An 18219-nucleotide genomic window follows, 5' to 3' on the forward strand; every position below is an offset into this window, starting at 1 on the left:
GCGCGGTCTACCGGCGGACCACCGGCTCCTGGAGCTCGGTGACCCACCCGGCCTGGTCGTCCGGGCACTCCAGGTACAGCTCCCGGGCGTACCCGGCCGAGCGGTAGCCGTTCTCCTCGATGAAGCGGGCCAGTTCCTGGACGGTGCCGAGCACTGCGTCCATCGAGCCGCGGTGCACGATGGTCGCCGCCTCCCCGATCGGCGGCAGGTCGAGCACCTCGAAGTCGTGCGCGCCCGGCCGCACCGACGGCCCGACCGGGACGGCGACCAGGATCAGCACCGAGCCGTCACCCTCCGGCGCGTCCTCGTACCGGGCGACGGACGGGCCGGTCGCCTCGATCCCGGCCGCGGCCAGCCGTCGGCACAGCTCGTCGAACAGCGGGCCGATCACCGGCGTGATGTCCTCGGGCTCGTAACTCGCGGCCACACCGGCCAGTTGGGCCACCCGGACGGACGGCACCGGCTTCACCACGACATCGTGCGTGGACATGGTCCCCTCACTCTCGATCGTCCGGAGCCTCGCCTCCACCCGGGCCAGCCGCAGCTCGTCCGCCGCGATCGCCTCGGCGAGTTGGGCCCGCCGCAGCCGCAGCATCCCGCGCAGTTCGGCGGCGTCCACCTCGTCGTCCAGGACGGCCCGCACCTGCTGCAGCGTGAAGCCGAGCTCCTTGAGCGCGATCACCCGGTTGAGCCGGGCGAGTTGGGCCGCCTCGTACGAGCGGTAGCCGCTGACCGGGTCCACCCGGGCGGGCCGCAGCAGGCCGATCGCGTCGTAGTGGCGCAGCATCCGCACCGACACCCGGCCGTGGCTGGCGAAGTCTCCGATGTTCAACATGATGCGTCCACCCCATCGCCTCCCACGGTGTCAGGGTCAACCCCGACCGCCGGACCGCTCCCCGGAAACACCGAGAGCGGGTGCCGACTTGATGTCGGCACCCGCCCTGAGCAGGTGGTTCTCCTAACCAGCGGAGAGCGTGGGATTCGAACCCACGGTGACGGGTCACGCCACGACAGTTTTCAAGACTGTTCCCTTAGGCCGCTCGGGCAGCTCTCCAGGCGGAGGTCAGCCTAACGGGTCCCGCGGGGTTCGGCGCACACGGTTTCGCGGCGTCGCGGGTCAGCGGGCGGCGGTCACTGGTCGCCGTCGCGCTGGCCGAGGGTGACCTTGGTGGTGAGGGTCTGGCCGTTGCGGGTGTACTCGACGTCGACGGTCTCGCCGGGCTTGTGCGTCCAGATCCGGCTGACCAGGGCGGGGCCGTTCTCGATCGGCACGCCGCCGAGCTTGGTGATGACGTCGCCCGGCTTGAGGCCGGCCTTGTCGGCGGCGCCGCCGGGGGTGACGGCGGGCTGGCCCTGGATGTCCTTGGTCTGGATCTGCGCGCCGTCGCCCTTGTAGTCGTCGTTGCGCAGCACGTCGAGCTTGGCGTAGACCGGCTTGCCGGTCTTGATCAGGGTGTCCGCGACCCACTTGGCCTGGTTGATCGGGATGGCGAAGCCCAGGCCGATGCTGCCGGCCCGGCCGTTGGCGGAGGCGTTGGACTGGATCGCCGAGTTGATGCCGACCACGGCGCCGCCGGAGTCGAGCAGCGGGCCGCCGGAGTTGCCGGGGTTGATCGAGGCGTCGGTCTGCAGGGCGTTCATGTACGAGGCCTGCGAGCCGGTGTCGTCGCCGGAGGCGACCGGGCGGTCCTTGGCGCTGATGATGCCGCTGGTGACGGTGGACTCCAGGCCGTACGGCGCGCCGATCGCGACGGTGGCGTCGCCGACGTTGACCTTGTCGGAGTCGGCCAGCGGCAGCGGGGCCAGCTTGCTCTTCGGCGGGTTGTCGATCTTGACCACGGCGACGTCGTAGCCCTCGGCGTGGCCCAGCACCGAGGCGTTGTACGAGGTGCCGTCGGCGAACTTGACGGTCAGCTTGCCGCCGTTGAGGGTCGGCGCGACCACGTGGTTGTTGGTGAGGATGTGGCCCTCGGTGTCGAAGACGAAGCCGGTGCCGGTGCCGGACTCGCCGTTGCCCTGCGCCTTGATGGTGACGACGCTGGGCAGCGCCTTCTGCGCGATGGCGGCGATCGAGCCGGGGGAGGGCTCGTTCTTCTGGGTGTCGCTGGCCTGGACGGTGGTGCTGCGGTGGTCGTCCGCGGAGCTGCTGCTGTCGTTGCGGTCGGCCACGGTCACGCCGAGCGCGCCGCCGGCCACACCGGCGACCAGTGCGACGGCAGCGATCAGGGCGACCAGTCCACCGCGCTTCTTGCGCGGGCCGCCGCCGTCCGGGCCGCCGGGGTAGTCGGCCGGGTAGCCGAGCGGGCCCGCCGGGCCGCCGGGGTAGCCCGCGCCGCCGGAGGTGGCGTCGTGGGTCGGGCCCCAGCCGCCGAGCGGCTGGCCCGCACCGAACGGGTGGTGGCCGTGCGCGGCGGGCGTGCCGTGGGCGGCCGGGGTACCGGGGGCGGCTGCGGCGGCGCCGTACGCGTCGTGCGCACCGGCGGCGGGGACGCCGTGGGTCGGGGTGGCGTACGGGTTGGCGGCCGGCGGCAGCGCCGGGGCCACGGGCGCTGCCGCCGGGGCCACGGGCGCGGCGGGCGGCAGGACCGGCGGCGGCGCGTCGATGTACCCGGTGGCCGGGTCGACGGCGTGCTCCTCGGCGACCGGCGCGGCGGGCGCCACCGGCGGGGCGGCTGCCTCGGGCGCGGCCGCCGGTGCCTCCGGCGCGGGGACCTTGGTGAAGGCGACGGTGGGCTTGTGCCCGCCCTCGGCCGGGACGGTCTCGGCCGTGCCGGCCTCGCCGGTGGCCGCCTCGGGTTCGGGCACCCGACGGAACGCCATGGTCGGCTTGTGCCCGCCGTCCGCCGGCGCCGCGTCCGCCGGGGCGGCCTCGGCGGGGACGGCCTCGCCGGTGGCCGCCTCCGGCTCGGGGACCCGGCGGAAGGCCATGGTCGACTGGTGCCCGCCCTGAGCGGGGCCTTCGGAAGCGGACTCAGCCGCCCCCTGGCCGGCGGGCTGCTCCCCCTGCGGCCCGGTGGGCCCAACCTCGCGCTCGGTGCTCACGGACGACCTCCATAGCTGGCAGAACCAAGGACCATAGTTTTTCGCACTGTCGATTCGATTGCCGTAAGGACCCCTCTGAAGAACTCATAAGAATCCTTAGCCGGTGCCGACGGCCGAGGGCTCCCCCCTCCCCGCCGGGCGTCCCGCGATGCGGACCGCGCACGCCCTGGCCTTGGGTGTTCACCCCTGTGCCGGTTAGCCTGTCGCTCCAAACTGACACGCGGGAGCTTGGACCGACCAGGCTGAGAGTGCGCATGTCGACCGTACGCCACGCGAGCGAGGTGGACGGTCGAGGGGGCGCTGACCGCCGGAACCTGTCCGGGTAATGCCGGCGTAGGGAGTATCGGCCATGCCGTCTGCTTCGTCATCCTCTTCTTCGGACGCTGCCGCGTCCAAGGATTTCCCCGAGTCCACCGCTGCGGCGACCACCGCTGCGGCCACCACGGCGACCGCCGTGCGGGACCGTTCCGAGCGCGTCGAGGCGCCGCTGGTCCTGGACACCGAGCCGCCGCGCACGCTGCGCTTCCGGGACCACTTCGCGCTCTGGATGAACCTGGGCGTCAGCCTGATCGGCTTCTCGACCGCCGCCACCGTGCTCGGCGCCCCCGGCAGCGAGCTGTCGCTGGCCGCCGCGGTGACCGCGATCGTGGTCGGTACGGCGGTCGGCACCGCGATGCTCGGCGTGGCCGCGCTGATCGGCGCCCGGACCGGCGCCCCCGCGATGGCGAACCTGCGCGGGCTGTTCGGCACCCGGCTGTCGTACCTGCCGACGGTGCTGAACATCGTGCAGTGCGTCGGCTGGGGCGTGTTCGAGCTGCTGACGATCTCGGCGGGCGCCCAGACCGTCGCCCACACCACCGGCTACCGCTGGCTGTTCGTGCTGCTCGCGGGCGCCCTGACGACCGCGCTGACCATCTGGCCGCTGGGCTCGATCGCGGTGCTGCGCCGCTTCGTGGCCGGGGCGGTCGCCGTCGCGATGGTGTACTTCACGGTCCAGCTGGGCCGCCAGGGCGTGCCGGACCCGGGCGCCGGCAACTGGCACGGCTTCCTGGGCGCGACCGACGCGATGATCGCGGTGTCGATCTCCTTCGTCCCGCTGGCCGCCGACTACACCCGGCACTCGCGCACCCCGCGCTCGGCGTTCTGGGGCAGCTTCTCCGGCTACACGATCGCCCAGGTCTGGTGCTACGTGCTCGGCCTGATGGCGCTGCTGCAGTCCGGTGGCGACCCGAACAAGCTCTTCGACTCCTTCCTCGGCGTCTGGGCCGGCTGGCTGTTCCTGCTGGTGCTGGTGCTGCGCGAGACGGACCAGTCGTTCGCCAACGTGTACTCGACCGCGATGTCGGTGCAGAACCTGCTGCCGCGGGTGGACCGCCGGGTGCTGAGCGGCGTGATCGGCGTGCTGACCACCGTGCTGGCGCTGCAGATCGACCAGTTCACCGACACCTACTACAGCTTCCTCGGCCTGATCGGCTCGGTGTTCGTGCCGCTGCTGGCGGTGCTGGCGGTGGACTTCTTCCTCGGCGCCGGGCGCCGCGGCTGGAACCTCTCCGAGGACGCGCCCGCCCGCTGGACGATGCTGCTGCCGTGGGTGCTGGGCTTCGCCGTCTACCAGTTCATCGCGCCGACCAAGGTCGCCGACTGGTGGACGAACTTCTGGACCGCCGCCCAGGAGGCCCTGCACTTCACCCCGCAGGAGTGGACGTCGGCCTCGCTGTTCGCCTTCCTGGTGCCGGCCCTGGCCACCTGGGCGCTCACCCCGCTCTCCCGCCGCGCCGCGCGCTGACGCCGGGCGCCGGGCGCCGGGTACCCGAACCCAGCACCCGGCACCCGGCACCCGGAGACGGCCCCACAGGTTGGGGCCGTCTTCGCCTCCGCGTTACCTCCGCCGCCTATCGTTGGCCCTGTGACCAGCCCAGACCTGTCCTCGCCGGAGGCGCGCACCGCGCCGTCCGTCCAGGTGATCGCCCACCGCGGTTCCTCCCACGCCCTGCCCGAACACACCCTCGCGGCCTACCGGCGCGCGCTCGACGAGGGCGCGGACGCGGTGGAGTGCGACGTCCGGGTGACGGCCGACGGCCACCTGGTCTGCGTGCACGACCGGCGGATCGGCCGGGTGTCCAACGGCCGCGGCACCGTCTCGGCGATGACGCTCGCCGAGCTGCAGTCGTACGACTTCGGGGCCTGGAAGACCGGCCGCCCCAGCACCGACCCGGAGCTGCGCGGCGTGCTGCCGCTGGAGCGTCTGCTGGAGCTGGTAGTGGACTGCGGCCGCCCGGTGGACCTGGCGATCGAGACCAAGCACCCGGTGCGCTTCCGCGGCCTGGTGGAGGCCGAGCTGCTGCGGATGCTGGAGCGGTTCAAGATCGGCGCGGCCCGGGAGGGCGACCGCCCGTCCGCCCGGATCATGAGCTTCTCGTCGATCGCGCTGAACCGGGTGGCCGCCGCCGCGCCGGAGTACCGGCGGGTGTTCCTGTTCGAGCGGACGCTGCCGCTGCTCGGCAAGCTGCGCGAGGGTGCGCCGCTGCCGGGCGGGGCGCGGATCGCCGGGCCGGGCATCGAGCTGGTGCGGGCCCGTCCGCAGCTGGTGACCCGGCTGCGGGAGCTGGGGCACGAGGTGCACGTGTGGACGGTGGACGAACCGGCCGACGTCGAACTCTGCCTGGAACTCGGCGTTTCCGCGATCATCACCAACCGGCCCGCCGAGGTGCTGGCGCAGCTCGGCCGGTGACCGGACGGTGATCCGCCGACGTACCGACGGCCGCACCGACGGCCGTACCGGTGCGCACTGATCACTCTGGTCGGCAGTCAAACCTTCCTCGCACGATATTGCCGGAAATTCTTGCCCTCGGACGACAGAGGGTGAGCATGGAATGACCTCATGTCGACCCTCGGTCGCCACGCTCGAAATGGGCTCGCGGGATCGCCTGGTGCTCGTTTCCGACGCATTACCAAGGGGCATCTCTCCCTCGGCATACGCTGAAGGAGGTCCGGGGGTGGCGTTGATGGTGGCGCGTGAAGTGCCGACTTCATCGACCATGGCAGTGCCGCACGGCCCAGCGAGTGTCGGGGTCGCACGGCGCCGACTGCGTCGAGATCTGGGTGACCGGAAGATACCGGAACCGGTCATCGATGATGCTGTTCTGATCCTTTCCGAACTGTTGAGCAATGCGTGCCGGTACGCCCGTCCGCTCGGCCCGCTGCCGGCGCTCGGTCGCGGCGCGCGAGCCGAGGTGCTCGGGCAGGTGCTGGTCGGCGTCCCGTCCGGGACGCATCCCGCGCCCGGCGGCCCGGAGCACCGCGAAGGCACGGACGAGCCGGACGGCGGTGTGCTGGTCCGCTGGCAGCTGCACGCGGACGGCATGCTGACGCTGGAGGTCACCGACGGCGGCGCGGCCACCCGGCCGCTGCCCGCCCGTCCCTCGCTGACCTCGCGCGGTGGCCGCGGCCTGAGCATCGTCGACCAGCTGGCCGGCGACTGGGGCGTGCGCGACGCGCCCGGCGAGGTGACGGTCTGGGCGGCGCTGCCCGCCCGCGCCCGGCACGCCCGGCGCACCGGAGGCGACGCCCGTAGCGCGTAGAGCCCCGTACGCCCGCCCCGTCTGCCCGCCCCGCCCCGGCGCGTTCGCGCGCGCCGGGGGAAGCGCGGGTGCCGCAGGAACGTCAGTAGGCTTCCCGGGACACAGGACCACCGTTCCCGGGAGAGCCGCACCATGGGCAAGAAGGCCGCCAAGAAGGCGCCGCAGCGCCAGTCCACCACCGCCGTCACGGGCGAGATCCCCGTGGTCGGGGCCCGCGAGGACTGCCCCTGCGGCTCGGGCCGCCGCTACAAGGCCTGCCACGGCCGGGAGGCCTCGCACGCGGTGCAGGAGCTGGTGCACCGCCCGTTCGAGGGCCTGTCGGGCGAGGCCGACTGGGTGGCGCTGCGCGAGCTGGTGCCCGCCGCCACGGTGCCGCTGACGCTGGCCCCCGGCGTGGCCGACGGCGCCGAGGGCGACGTCCCGTCGGTGACCCTGGCCACCGTGCTGCCGCTGGCCTGGCCGGCCCTGCGCCGCCAGGACGGCTCGATCCTGCTCGGCCTGCAGACCCAGTCCGCCTCCGGCGACCTCAGCCGCGACCTCGCGGACGCCCTGGAGCTGGCCCTGGCCACCGAGCCGGGCACCCCGGTGCCGGCCCGCCGGACCGTCCCGGGCGGGCGCCGCCTGCAGGACCTGCTGGACACCACCGCCGCGTTCGCGCCCGTCGTGCACACCGGCTTCGAGTTCTGGCTGGAGGACGCCGAGACCGCCACCGGAGAGGTCGCCGCCTCCCTGGAGCGCGCCAACGCCTCGGCCATCCCGACCGAGAAGCTGGGCAGCGTCGACGCCGCCTACTGGTGCGGCACCCCGGACAAGAACCACCTGCGCTGGGTGATGACCGTGCCCGAGGAGCAGCTGCTGGACGCGCTGGCCCGGCTGAACGCCGCCGGTGAGGCCTCGCTCGGCCCGGACACCCGCCTGGTCGGCTCGTTCCGCGCGCACGGCCTGACCGTCCCGGTGTGGGATCTGCCGCTCGCGATGACGGCCGCCGACTGCGAGAAGCCGGCCGCCGAGTTCGGCGAGCGGCTCACCGCCGTCCTCGCCGACGGAACCCCGCTGACCGCCGAGGAGCGGCGCGCCCGCGCGAACCTGGTGAACCGTCAGGTCACCTTGAACTAAAGCACGCAGGATCCGCGTGATACGCGTCACATTGTCGCCGTGAACGCGCAATTTCCAGGCGTGGAGGGCGTCTTGGAAATTGGCGCGGGCGCGGATCCTTGTTACTGTCTAAAGAGTCCGGTCGCTGGTGCATCCCCCGTCGCCAGCGGCCGGATCTTTTGTTTTTCCGGACGGCCCCTTCCGACGGCCCTTCCGACGATCCTTCCGACGACCGCGTGGATCACCGCGGATCAGTACGCCGAGCGGCCGCTGTCCAGCCGGACCGTCGCCTCCACCAACTCGCCCAGCAGCGGCCCGACCTGCGGCAGCCAGACCCCGCCGCCCGCACCCGGTCGCGGCGCCAGCACCCAGCGCACCGGGCCGGCCGACCCGCCGGGCGGCAGCGACAGGAAGCCGCCCGACCCGTGGTAGCGCACCGAGCCCGGCACCCAAGGGAGTTGGGCGAGCATCTCGCCGAGCACGTCCAGCGAGTAGGGGGCCACCAGCAGCGCGTAGCGGCCCGGCATCGCCAGCACCGGGCCGAGCGGCATCCGCAGCGCGCCCAGGTAGGCCAGCGCCCGCGCGCCGGCCGCCGCGGGCAGGCTGACGGCCGAGACCGTGGAACCGGTGGCGGCCAGCACCGCCGCGTCCGGGCTCTGCCGCTCCCACCACCAGCGCACCATCCGGGCGTCCGTGGTGGCGGCCAGCAGCGAGGGGTCGTGCGGGTGCGCGCCGGGGACGGCGCAGTCCTGGTCGCCGCAGGAGCAGCGTCCGTCGCGCAGCACGGCGCCCGGCACCACGGGCCAGCGGTGGTCGACGGCGGCCGCCAGGGCCGCGGCCAGTCGGGCGGCACGCTCCTCCGACCGGTCCTTCGGGTTCTCACGCATGGCGCTCGTTCCTTTCCCTGACCGCTCGGTTCGCTCCGCTCCGTCGGCATCCGTCGGCAGCCACCGCACGGGCCCGCCGCGGCACGGCCCCGAAAAGGTGCGGAGCGGGGCGGGCGGCAAGGCGGACGGCGCGGCTACGACGTGGAGCACGACATGAGAAGGGCCGCGCACTGAAACAGCCCTTGGAACGAGAATCCCGTATGCGACCGGATGGACGCCGCCCGGGCGCGCTTGGTTCCACCGTACGAGTGAGAGACTTCCGGCCGGCCCGGCTCCCGGGCGGCACGGGCATACGATCCGGACGGCCGCCCGGTCCGTCCCTCGGTTCTGCCCGCTCGCGGCTCGCTCCATGCCTCCCGGCCCGACCGGCGCGCGCACGAGCCATGCACGCCCTCCGACCGGGTCGCGATGGCTGTGGAACCGGCGACCGCGTCGTCCTGGATCTGGACATGCCCCGAATGGCCTGTGTAGAAGTGGTGGCATTGCTGTCGATCAATGACGAGTAGTAGCGAATCGAGGCGAAACACGCCCTTTGGCCGTGCTCGCTCCACATCGGCCGTATCTGGGGGTTCCGCATGGCCCGTACCACCGCGTCAGGAGTGGCGGCATGACCGAGTCCCACCCGTCGATGGCCCTCCCCTCGACGACGACCGCCGAGCCGCGCGAACCCGGCTGCGCAGGCGGGCTCACCGTCCTCGACCCGCCGGGGCTCCCCGGCCCCACCGACGCACCGGACGGCCCGGCGGACGACCGCACGGCACCGTCCACCGCGATGCAGGACCGTTTGGCCGGACGTCTGTCCGATATCACCAGCCTGCACGTACACACCGAGCGGCTCGCCCGGGCCCGCGGCCTCACCGCCACCCTGGACACCCTCCTCGCCTCCGGTGCCGCCCTGCTCGGCGCCCGCCGCGGCGTCCTGGTCACCCGGACGGCCGGTGGCGGCCCCGGCCAGCCGGTCGGCCTCGGCCTCGACCGCGCCAGCCTCGGCGCCCTGGAGACCGTCCCGACCGAGCAGAGCCTGCTCTCCCGGCTGCTGTGCGAACAGGACCGGCCCGAGCAGCTGCACTCCCCCGACCTCGCCGAGGACCCGTCCATCGGCGGGCGGCTGCGCGAGCTCGCCGTCCACCTCGGCCTGGGCGGCGCCTACGGCCTGCCGCTCGCCACCGTCGAGGACGGCCCGCTCGCCGCCGCCCTCTGGTTCTACGACGAGCCCGCCGAACCGACCGAGTGCCAGCGCCAGCTGGCCCGCCACTACTGCGAGATCGCCGCCCCGCTGCTCGCCAAGCAGCTCGAGGCGGAGCGGATCCTGCGCACCACCGAAGCGCTGCGCCGCGGCCTGCTGCCCGACCGCCTCCCCCGCACCGCCGGACTGCGACTGGCCGCCCGGCTCGTCCCGGCCGGACTGGACCGCTCCTGCGGCAGCGACTGGTACGACGCGATCCCGCTCCCCGACGGCACCGTCGGCCTCACCGTCGGCTCCGTCTCCGGCGACGGCCCCGGCGCGGGCCCCGGCTCCGCCCCCGGCGCGGCCGCCGCGATGGGCCGGGTCCGGGCCGCGCTGCGGGCCTACGCGGTGCTGGAGGGCGAGGACCCGGTCTCCGTCCTCGGCGACCTGGAGCTGCTGCTCAAGACCACCGAGCCGACCCGCACCGCCACCGCCGTCTACGCCTGGCTCGAGCCCGAGGAGCGCCGGGTCACCCTGGCCGGCGCCGGGCACTGCCCGCCGGTCCTGGTCGGCCGGCACGGCGCCGAGTTCGTGGAGACCTCGCTCTCCGCCCCGCTCGGCATGCTGGCCTGCTGGGAGGCGCCCGGGGTGGAGTTCACCGCCGAACGCGGCGACACCCTGCTGCTCTACACCGAGGGGCTGGCCCGCCGCTGCGGGCCGACCCTGCACGCCGGGCAGAACAACCTGCGCCGGGCCGCCGCCGACGCCCCCCGCGACGTCCGGCTCGATCCCGACCGGCTCTGCGCCCACCTGCTGGCCGTCTGCCCCGCCCCGGAGGCCGCGGCCACCGACGACCTGATGCTGCTCGCGGCCCGCTTCGAGTAGCCGTCCGGACCTGGAACAGGCGAGTGGCCGGGCGTCCGTACCATGGACGCACGGCCGCCCGCGCGTGTCGCGATCCGACACTCCCCCGAGGGGCGGCGGTACCACCCCCCAAGGAGGCGTTGCACGTGACCGAGGACCGTACCCCCGCGGTGGCCGAGAACCCCGAGGCCGAGGGCGGCGAGGAGCCGCAGGAGTTCAAGGGCCGCAAGAACGGCCTCTACGGCGAGATCTCCGACGAACTGGCCGCCTCGATGAAGTCCGGGTGGGCCGACACCGAGCTGCACGGCCTCACGCCCGTCGCCCAGGCCCCGTACGCGGCCGCGCGCCGCGCCGAGCTGTCCGCCGCCTACCCCGGCGTGCGCCTGGTCGTCCCGGCCGGCAACCTGCGGGTGCGCTCCAACGACACCGACTACGCCTTCCGCGCCTCCAGCGAGTACGTGCACCTCACCGGCGACCAGACCGAGGACGCCGTACTGGTCGCCGAGCCCACCGGCGAGACCGGCCACGAGTTCACCCTCTACCTGCTGCCCCGCTCGGACCGCGAGAACGGCGAGTTCTGGCTCGACGGCCACGGCGAGCTGTGGGTCGGCCGCCGGAACAGCCTGAGCGAGCAGGAGCAGCTGCTCGGCCTGCCCGCGCGCGACGTCCGCAAGGCCGCCGAGGAGCTGGCCGAGCGGGCCGAGGGCTCCGCCGTCCCCACCCGGATCGTCCGCGGCTACGACGCCGGCCTGGAGACCGCGCTCGCCGACGTCCTGGACGCCGACCGGGACGCCGAGTTCAAGGAGTTCCTGAGCGGCCTGCGGCTGGTCAAGGACGAGTGGGAGATCGGCGAGCTGCGCGCCGCCTGCGACGCCACCGTCAAGGGCTTCACCGACGTGGTCCGCGAGCTCGGCCAGGCCGTCGCCACCTCCGAGCGCTGGATCGAGGGCACCTTCTGGCGCCGCGCCCGGGTCGAGGGCAACGACGTCGGCTACGGCACCATCGCCGCCGCCGGCCCGCACGCCACCACCCTGCACTGGGTCCGCAACGACGGCGACGTGCGCCCCGGCGACCTGCTGCTGCTGGACGCGGGCGTGGAGACCCACACCCTCTACACCGCCGACGTCACCCGCAGCCTGCCGATCAACGGCCGCTTCACCGAGCTGCAGCGCAAGATCTACGACGCCGTGTACGACGCCCAGGAAGCCGGCATCGCCGCGGTGAAGCCCGGCGGCCGCTTCCGCGACTTCCACGACGCCTCGCAGCGGGTGCTCGCCGAGCGCCTGCTCGCCTGGGGCCTGCTGGACGCCTCCGTGTACGACGTCGAGAAGGTCCTGGAGCTGGGCCTGCAGCGCCGCTGGACCCTCCACGGCACCGGCCACATGCTCGGCCTGGACGTCCACGACTGCGCCCACTCCCGCCGCGAGGAGCACGTCGACGCCCTGCTGGTGCCCGGCATGGTGCTCACCGTCGAGCCCGGCCTGTACTTCCAGCAGGACGACCTGACCGTGCCCGAGGAGTACCGCGGCATCGGCGTCCGGATCGAGGACGACATCCTGGTCACCGCCGACGGCAACGAGAACCTCTCGGCCGGCCTCCCCCGCCGCGCCGAGGACGTCGAGGCCTGGATGGCCTCGCTCGCCTGAGCCACCCCGCACCCCGAAGGGCCCGGCCTCCGCTACTGCTCGGGAGGCCGGGCCCTCGTGCGTCCGGGGCCTCATGCGCTGCGGCCCTGGTGCGCTGCGGCCCTCATGCGTCCGGGGCCCTCGTGCGTTGCGGCCCTGGTGCGTCGGGGTCAGCGCTGGACGGCGGGCCGGACCGCGACGGTCTCGCCGGAGTGACCGTCCGAGTCGCCGCCGACCCGGATCTCCACCGACCCGGCGCTGCCGGTCCGCTTCAGACCGACCCGGAACGTGTACTCGACCGGGTTGCCCGTCATCACGCCGACCAGCTCGGCCGGTGCCACCCCGAGCCGGCCGTTGCAGTCCGCGGTCACCTCGAAGGACTTCCACTCGTTGCCGACCTTCGCCTCCATCGTGACGTCCGACCCGGTCAGCCCCTCGCCGGTGGGGAGGGACAGCCGTACCACGGGGCGCATCAGGGCCGACCCGTCCGGCGACGAGACCTTGAAGGAGAACTCGGTCGGGGTCTTGCCGACGACGAGCGCGGTGGGGGCCGACACCGAGTTCACCACCGGGCGGTGGCGGTCGACGACAGACGTGGTCACCACGGACTTCGCCATGGGCTTGAGGGAGGACGGCAGCACGGCGTCCGCCTCGACGGCCAGCCGGCCCGGCTGGTTGCCCGCGTCCAGGACCATCCGGTACTCGACGGTCCGGCTCTCGCCCGCGGCCAGGGTGAAGGCCGCGTCGTCGCCCGTGCCGGCGTAGTCCATCCCACCGCCCTGGCTCAGCGCCGGCATGGCCTTCCAGCCCGACGCGTCCTTGCGCTCCAGCGTGCCCTGCGCCATCGCGAGCTGCTGCTGGCACTTCGCACCCTCGAAGTCCTGCGTCGCCACCACCGGCGCCACCGCGCGGCTGCCCGAGGAGTCGTTGTTCTTCCAGGTCACCGCGAAGGACACCTGGTCGCCCACCTGGACCTGCTGACCCTCCTTCAGGCCGGCGAAGGTGATCCCGATGCCGCCGTCCTTGGCGACGGGCTTGGTGTCCGCCGTGGGGGAGGGCTTGGTCGCGGGCTTGGTGGCTGCCTTGGTGGCGGGCCGGGTGGTCACCGCGGCGGCCGGCGCGGGACCGGAGGAGTCGGACGGAGCCGCGGTCGGTGCGGTCTGGGCGGGCACGGCGGGGGTCGCGGCGGCGGTCTCGTCGGGGACCGAGGTCGGGGCGGCCGTCCCGGCGGCCGACACCGTCCCGGCGGAGCGAACGGCGGTGGGGGCGGCCTGAAGCGCGGCCCCCGCCGGGGCGCAGGCGGCGACCCCGACGGCAGCGATGACGGCAAGCGGAACAATCTTCGCAATACGGGCGATAACGGACGCGTTCATGTGACAGTCCCCCCAGAGGACACAGAAAAGGTGAATGGTGGTGGTGCTCGCGTGCGGACGCCTCGTTCGCGTCCCGGAGGAGCCGGCCCGAGCCCCGGCCCCGCCGGCTCGCTCTCCCCGCCTCTCACCCTGATAGACGTGCATCCCCCCGGGAGGTTGCAGGTGGGTTCAAAAGTTTTTCCGAGAACTCGCCCCGGAACGCCGAAAGGCGCCGCGACCAGGGGATTTCCTGGTCACGGCGCCTCGGAGGCGGCCTGCGATCGGCTACTTCACGACATTCTCCCGGATGATCGCCTCACCGATCACGGTCAGCGGGCCGCTGCCGTCGTACGGCAGCGTCGCCTGCATCCGTACCGGTATGATTCCCGGCCCGTCGGCGGGGTCGATGGTCAGCCGGTACGTCACCGTGTGGCTCGCGCCCGGCGCCAGGGGGAAGGTGGCTGGCTTGCCGCCCATCGCGTAGTCCATACCGCCTCCGGGCGACATGCTCAACTGGGTCCAGGTGCCGCCGTCCTGACGCTCCAGCTTGCCGGCGTTCATCGGGATCATGCCGTCCGGAGTCCCCGGGTAGGAGTCGGTGAAGACCAGCGGCTGGACCGCCGGCAAGTTGGAGGTGCTGGTGTTCCGGTACGTCACCGAGAAGGTCACCGGCCTGTCCTTGGCGGACACCATCCCCCCCGGGAGGAAGCCGGACTGCGTGACGGCGACGGTGCTGCTGTTCACCGGGTCCGCCGACGGCGCCGACGACGCTGCCCCCGGCGCCTTGTGGCCGCTGACGTCCAGGCTGTTGACGATCGACTGCAGACCGGCCTGGTAGTCGCTCTTGAGGCCGACCGCCGAGACGAAGACCTGATCCTTGGGCAGGGCCCAGGCCTGCGCCGTGAAGGAGGACTTGCCGCAGGTCGCCTGCCACTGCGACTTGACGGCCGCGCGGCCGGAGACGGTGGGAGCGCTCTTCGTCGGACCGATGCTGTTGATCGATTCGCCCGTGGGCACGTGCGGGTTGTCCCAGAGCGGGCAGTACGGCTGGGTGGTCCAACCCGTTTTGCTGTCCAGGTCGGCCATCGTGGGCCAGCCGCCCACGTCGATCTCGTCCTGGGTGTTGAAGGCCGTGACTGTGACGCCGTACGGGTCGCAGAGGTCCTGCGACCAACCCTGCGGCAACTCGGTCGGCGTGCCCGGGCTCAGGACGCAGACCCGGTTCGGTGCGACCTGCACCGTCTTCCAGCCCGCCGGGACCTTGAACTTCACGCCCCGGAACGTGTACGGCGTCGACGGGCCCACCGGGGGTGTGGTGTTGGTGGCCGACGCGGAGGAGGACGGGGTGCCGTCGGCGAGGGGGACCCCGGTCTCGGGGTCGCCGGTCGGGGTTCCGGTGTCGGTGGGGGTGGCCGACGGGCTGGGGGTGGTCGGCTCGGGGGTCGGGCTCGAGGAGGTCACGGTGGCGGCCGGGGGCGGCGGGACCTGGTCGTGGGCGACCGGCTCGCCGTGGAAGGTGAGCACGCCGAGCGCCATCGCGGCGGCCAGGCCGAGCGGGACGGTGACGGCGTACACCGGGCGCAGCCGGCGGATCCGGTGCTTCGGGGGCGCGGCCGGGCGCAGGCTGTGCGCCGTGACCAGGGAGGCGCGCGCGCCCATCGCCTCGCGGAGCAGCCGTTCCGTCGGGGTTTCGGCCGGCTCGTCGCCGTCGCCACCGCTACGGCGGGGGAACTTGTCGGTCATCGAACCTTCTCCAGGTGCTTTTCCAAGGCGTCCAGGGCGCGACTGGCCGTGGACTTCACGGCGCCCCGGGACAGCCCCAGGGTCTCGGCTATCTGCGCCTCCGACATGTCGGACCAGTAGCGCAGCACCAGCACCTCGCGCTGGCGGGGAGTCAACTCCTGCATCGCCACCAGAACCCGCCGGTGCTCGTCGTTGAGCACCGCGTGGTCCTCCGCCGACGCGGCGTCGGGCTCGTGCGGCGGGACGTACTCGCGGGCGGTCTTGCGGCGGCGCAGCATCGAGCGGGCGCCGTTGACCACGGCCGTCCGCAGGTAGCCGAGGGCGTTGTCGAGGTCGTCCAGCTGCTCGCCGTGCCGCTGGTAGAGCTGGGTGAAGGCCTCCTGGACGACGTCCTCGGCCAGGTCCTGGTGGTCGACCAGCAGCACGGCCATCCGGACCAGGCCGAGCCGGTGGGCGTGGTACAGGTCGGTCAGGGTGGGCCGGTCCTCGGCCGGCTTGCGTCCGCCGCGCAGCAGCCGGAAACCGGAGCGGCGCTGCTTCGCCTCCTGCTCGGTGACGGTGCCGGCGAGCGGCTCGCCCGCCTCCTGCGCGCCGAACAGCGCGGCGATCACCCCACGGATGGTGAAGCCGCGCGCCCCTGCCGGCGCGACGGTCGGCCCGATGGCCATGGACATGTGCGTTTCCGCTTTCCCCCGGGACGGTGACGGCGGTTGCCGGACCGTCAGGTCCACCTGATCAAGATCGTGATCGGGGGGATCCTCTCAGCCGCCCTCGGCCCGGTTCCCTCCGCCCCGTACCTATGGACGTGCGAGGGAGGTGGAGGTTGCAGGTGGGTTCGAAGAAATTTCCGAGGTGGCCGGGACGGCTACACTCACCGGCATTCCGCCACCCGTGAGCAGGGGGTTCGCATGACCGAGCAGAACGACGAGGGCCCGGTCGGCGCGGGTACGACAGCCGCGGGTACGACGACCGCGCCTCGGCCGCGACCGGTGGCCGTCGCCATCGGCCGGCGGCCGGAGCCCGTGCACGATGTCGCGGTGTACGCCTTCGAGGGCATGGCGCCGTTCGAACTGGGCGTCGTGGTCGAGGTGTTCGGGCTGGCCCGGCCCGAGCTGAGCGGGCTGCTGGCGACGCCCTGGTACGGGCTGAAGGTGTGCGCCGACCGGCCCGGGACGGCGCTGGACGCGGTGGGCGGCTTCACCCTGACCGCCCCGCACGGGCTGGACGAGCTGGCGGCGGCCGACACCGTGGTGGTCCCCGGGGTGCCGAACGCCTTCAGCGGCGAAGTCTCCCCCGGACTGGTCGAGGCGCTGCGCACGGCGCACGAGCGCGGCGCCCGGATCGTGTCGATCTGCTCGGGCGCCTTCGCGCTGGCCGCCGCCGGGCTGCTGGACGGCCGGGAGGCGACCACCCACTGGCGGTACGCCGAGCTGCTGCAGCAGCGCCACCCGGCGGTGCGGGTCAACCCGGACGTGCTGTACGTGGACAACGGGGACGTGCTCACCAGCGCGGGCAGCGCGGCCGGCATCGACCTCTGCCTGCACCTGGTCCGCCGGGACCACGGCGCCAAGGTGGCCAACACCGTGGCCCGCCGCTTCGTGGTGGCACCGCACCGGGACGGCGGGCAGGCCCAGTTCATCGAGGCGGCGGTCCGCCCGGTCGAGGAGGAGGACGACGGGATCGTCCGCAGCATGCAGTGGGCGCTGGACCACCTGTCGTCCCCGCTGACCGTCCCGGTGCTGGCCCGTGCCGCCCGGATGTCGGACCGCTCGTACCTGCGGCACTTCACCGCCCGCAACGGGACCAGCCCGATGCGCTGGGTCGTCACCCAGCGCATCGCGGCCAGTCTGGCACTGCTGGAGTCACCGGACGGGACGGTGGAGGAGATCGCCGCGGCGGTCGGCTTCGAGAGCTCCGCGACCTTCCGCCACCACTTCGGCCGGGTGATGCGCACCTCGCCGACCGCCTACCGGCGCTCCTTCGGGCGCGGGGTGGCGTAGCCCGCCCGCGCCCCGGCCCGTTCCGCTCAGGCCCGTTCGGGCCTGCTCGGGCTCGGATCCGCTCAGGCGTTCTCGCGCCGGTCGGCGTTGGCGAGGATGGCGTCGTGCAGCCACTGCGCCAGGCCCGGGGCGAGGTTCTCGTAGGTGTCCGTCCAGCGCGGGTCGGAGACGTACAGGCCGGCCAGTCCGCGGTGGATGGTGAACGTGCAGTCGTAGAAGTTCTGGCAGATGTGCTGCCGGTGCGCCTCGGCGAGGTCCATGGCCGGTGCGCCGTCGGCGGGCTCGCCGGCGGTGAGCGCCTCGACCAGGCGGGTGTTGAGCTCGGCCATCTCGGCCTGGATCCGCTCCCAGTCGGCCTTGGAGTAGGCGCCGGTGCGGCGCTGGGACTCGGCCCAGGCCTCGGTGTCGCCCCAGCGCTGCTCGGCCTCCTGCTCCCACTCCTCCTGGTAGCCCTCGCCGAAGATCTCGAACTTCTCCTCCGGGGTCAGCTGAATGCCCATTCTCCGTGCCTCCATGGCGTGTTCGACGGCGCTGGCGAGGTCCTGGAGGTGCCTGATCCGGTCGCTCAGCAGTCGGTGCTGCCGCCGGAGGTGTTCGCTCGGACTGACCGAGTGGTCGTCCAGGATCGCCGCGATTTCCTCCAGGGGGAAGCCGAGTTCGCGGTAGAAGAGGATCTGCTGCAGCCGGTCGAGGTCGGCGTCCACGTACCGGCGGTACCCGGAGCGGGTACGGCCGGCGGGGGACAGCAGGCCGATCTCGTCGTAGTGGTGCAGCGTGCGGACGGTCACCTTGGCGATCTTCGCCACGGCGCCGACCGAGTAGCCCTCACTGGTCATCGGGGTTCCTCCCTGGTGCTGACCAC

At 73.3% G+C, this 18219-nt stretch carries 14 protein-coding genes, 1 tRNA gene and 1 riboswitch; of the genes, 7 read left to right on the top strand and 8 right to left on the bottom strand.

All coding sequences use genetic code 11. The features are described from left to right. Window positions 1–7 precede the first annotated feature (7 nt). The 3 genes from ACZ52R_RS01780 to ACZ52R_RS01790 form a co-directional block, all read right to left on the bottom strand. On the bottom strand, window positions 8–835 hold the full coding sequence (locus ACZ52R_RS01780; protein WP_465622295.1) for a MerR family transcriptional regulator: 828 nt from the start codon (window positions 833–835) through the stop codon (window positions 8–10). Between the two features lie 131 nt (window positions 836–966). Further along, window positions 967–1054 (bottom strand) — tRNA-Ser (locus ACZ52R_RS01785). A gap of 77 nt (window positions 1055–1131) precedes the next feature. Continuing rightward, complete coding sequence (locus ACZ52R_RS01790; protein ID WP_465752493.1) at window positions 1132–3042, bottom strand: S1C family serine protease; 1911 nt, start codon at window positions 3040–3042, stop codon at window positions 1132–1134. A gap of 210 nt (window positions 3043–3252) precedes the next feature. After that, a riboswitch (TPP riboswitch) is annotated at window positions 3253–3399 on the top strand. On the opposite strand from ACZ52R_RS01790, the gene ACZ52R_RS01795 reads away from it, so the two are divergent. The 4 genes from ACZ52R_RS01795 (at window position 3392) to ACZ52R_RS01810 (ending at window position 7739) form a co-directional block, all read left to right on the top strand. Continuing rightward, a complete protein-coding gene (locus ACZ52R_RS01795; RefSeq protein WP_465661499.1) occupies window positions 3392–4828 on the top strand; it encodes a purine-cytosine permease family protein in 1437 nt (478 codons plus the stop codon). (Overlaps the previous riboswitch by 8 nt.) A gap of 120 nt (window positions 4829–4948) precedes the next feature. Then, complete coding sequence (locus tag ACZ52R_RS01800; RefSeq protein ID WP_360496547.1) at window positions 4949–5773, top strand: glycerophosphodiester phosphodiesterase family protein; 825 nt, start codon at window positions 4949–4951, stop codon at window positions 5771–5773. Between the two features lie 430 nt (window positions 5774–6203). Beyond that, window positions 6204–6623, top strand: a complete 420-nt coding sequence (locus ACZ52R_RS01805) for an ATP-binding protein (protein ID WP_465622291.1) — start codon at window positions 6204–6206, stop codon at window positions 6621–6623. Window positions 6624–6755: 132 nt separating this feature from the next. Continuing rightward, a complete protein-coding gene (locus tag ACZ52R_RS01810) occupies window positions 6756–7739 on the top strand; it encodes a DUF5926 family protein (RefSeq protein ID WP_465622289.1) in 984 nt (327 codons plus the stop codon). Between the two features lie 230 nt (window positions 7740–7969). Here the strand turns inward: ACZ52R_RS01810 and ACZ52R_RS01815 are convergent, their stop codons facing one another. After that, entirely contained in the window at window positions 7970–8605 is a 636-nt protein-coding gene (locus ACZ52R_RS01815; RefSeq protein ID WP_360496556.1) for a bifunctional DNA primase/polymerase, read from the bottom strand. 607 nt (window positions 8606–9212) lie between these two features. Here ACZ52R_RS01815 and ACZ52R_RS01820 point away from each other — a divergent pair. Further along, on the top strand, window positions 9213–10658 hold the full coding sequence (locus ACZ52R_RS01820; RefSeq protein WP_465622288.1) for a PP2C family protein-serine/threonine phosphatase: 1446 nt from the start codon (window positions 9213–9215) through the stop codon (window positions 10656–10658). Window positions 10659–10783: 125 nt separating this feature from the next. Further along, window positions 10784–12283, top strand: coding sequence for an aminopeptidase P family protein (locus ACZ52R_RS01825; protein ID WP_465622286.1), 1500 nt, complete (start codon window positions 10784–10786; stop codon window positions 12281–12283). Between the two features lie 149 nt (window positions 12284–12432). Here the strand turns inward: ACZ52R_RS01825 and ACZ52R_RS01830 are convergent, their stop codons facing one another. From ACZ52R_RS01830 to ACZ52R_RS01840, 3 genes are all read right to left on the bottom strand, one after another. Beyond that, window positions 12433–13635 (bottom strand): hypothetical protein, encoded by a 1203-nt coding sequence (locus ACZ52R_RS01830; protein WP_465752495.1) that lies wholly within the window; start codon window positions 13633–13635, stop codon window positions 12433–12435. A 264-nt stretch (window positions 13636–13899) separates the two neighbouring features. Continuing rightward, on the bottom strand, window positions 13900–15357 hold the full coding sequence (locus ACZ52R_RS01835; protein ID WP_465661504.1) for a hypothetical protein: 1458 nt from the start codon (window positions 15355–15357) through the stop codon (window positions 13900–13902). Further along, window positions 15354–16031 (bottom strand): RNA polymerase sigma factor, encoded by a 678-nt coding sequence (locus ACZ52R_RS01840; protein WP_465622283.1) that lies wholly within the window; start codon window positions 16029–16031, stop codon window positions 15354–15356. Before ACZ52R_RS01840 ends, ACZ52R_RS01835 begins: the two co-directional genes overlap by 4 nt. A 348-nt stretch (window positions 16032–16379) precedes the next feature. Here ACZ52R_RS01840 and ACZ52R_RS01845 point away from each other — a divergent pair, with 348 nt between their 5' ends. Then, a complete protein-coding gene (locus ACZ52R_RS01845; RefSeq protein WP_465752567.1) occupies window positions 16380–17357 on the top strand; it encodes a helix-turn-helix domain-containing protein in 978 nt (325 codons plus the stop codon). Between the two features lie 62 nt (window positions 17358–17419). Here ACZ52R_RS01845 and ACZ52R_RS01850 read toward each other — a convergent pair whose 3' ends face one another. Next, window positions 17420–18193, bottom strand: coding sequence for a MerR family transcriptional regulator (locus tag ACZ52R_RS01850; protein WP_465622281.1), 774 nt, complete (start codon window positions 18191–18193; stop codon window positions 17420–17422). Between the last annotated feature and the right edge of the window lie 26 nt (window positions 18194–18219).

The sequence above is a fragment of the Kitasatospora sp. NPDC034023 genome, from assembly GCF_055575795.1.

What these genes read in the sequence shown, in the direction of transcription:
- ACZ52R_RS01780 (WP_465622295.1), bottom strand. Translation starts at nt 835, where the DNA reads ATGTTGAACATCGGAGACTTCGCCAGCCACGGCCGGGTGTCGGTGCGG.
- ACZ52R_RS01795 (WP_465661499.1), top strand. Translation starts at nt 3,392, where the DNA reads ATGCCGTCTGCTTCGTCATCCTCTTCTTCGGACGCTGCCGCGTCCAAG.
- ACZ52R_RS01810 (WP_465622289.1), top strand. Translation starts at nt 6,756, where the DNA reads ATGGGCAAGAAGGCCGCCAAGAAGGCGCCGCAGCGCCAGTCCACCACC.
- ACZ52R_RS01815 (WP_360496556.1), bottom strand. Translation starts at nt 8,605, where the DNA reads ATGCGTGAGAACCCGAAGGACCGGTCGGAGGAGCGTGCCGCCCGACTG.
- ACZ52R_RS01820 (WP_465622288.1), top strand. Translation starts at nt 9,213, where the DNA reads ATGACCGAGTCCCACCCGTCGATGGCCCTCCCCTCGACGACGACCGCC.
- ACZ52R_RS01830 (WP_465752495.1), bottom strand. Translation starts at nt 13,635, where the DNA reads ATGAACGCGTCCGTTATCGCCCGTATTGCGAAGATTGTTCCGCTTGCC.
- ACZ52R_RS01835 (WP_465661504.1), bottom strand. Translation starts at nt 15,357, where the DNA reads ATGACCGACAAGTTCCCCCGCCGTAGCGGTGGCGACGGCGACGAGCCG.
- ACZ52R_RS01840 (WP_465622283.1), bottom strand. Translation starts at nt 16,031, where the DNA reads ATGTCCATGGCCATCGGGCCGACCGTCGCGCCGGCAGGGGCGCGCGGC.
- ACZ52R_RS01850 (WP_465622281.1), bottom strand. Translation starts at nt 18,193, where the DNA reads ATGACCAGTGAGGGCTACTCGGTCGGCGCCGTGGCGAAGATCGCCAAG.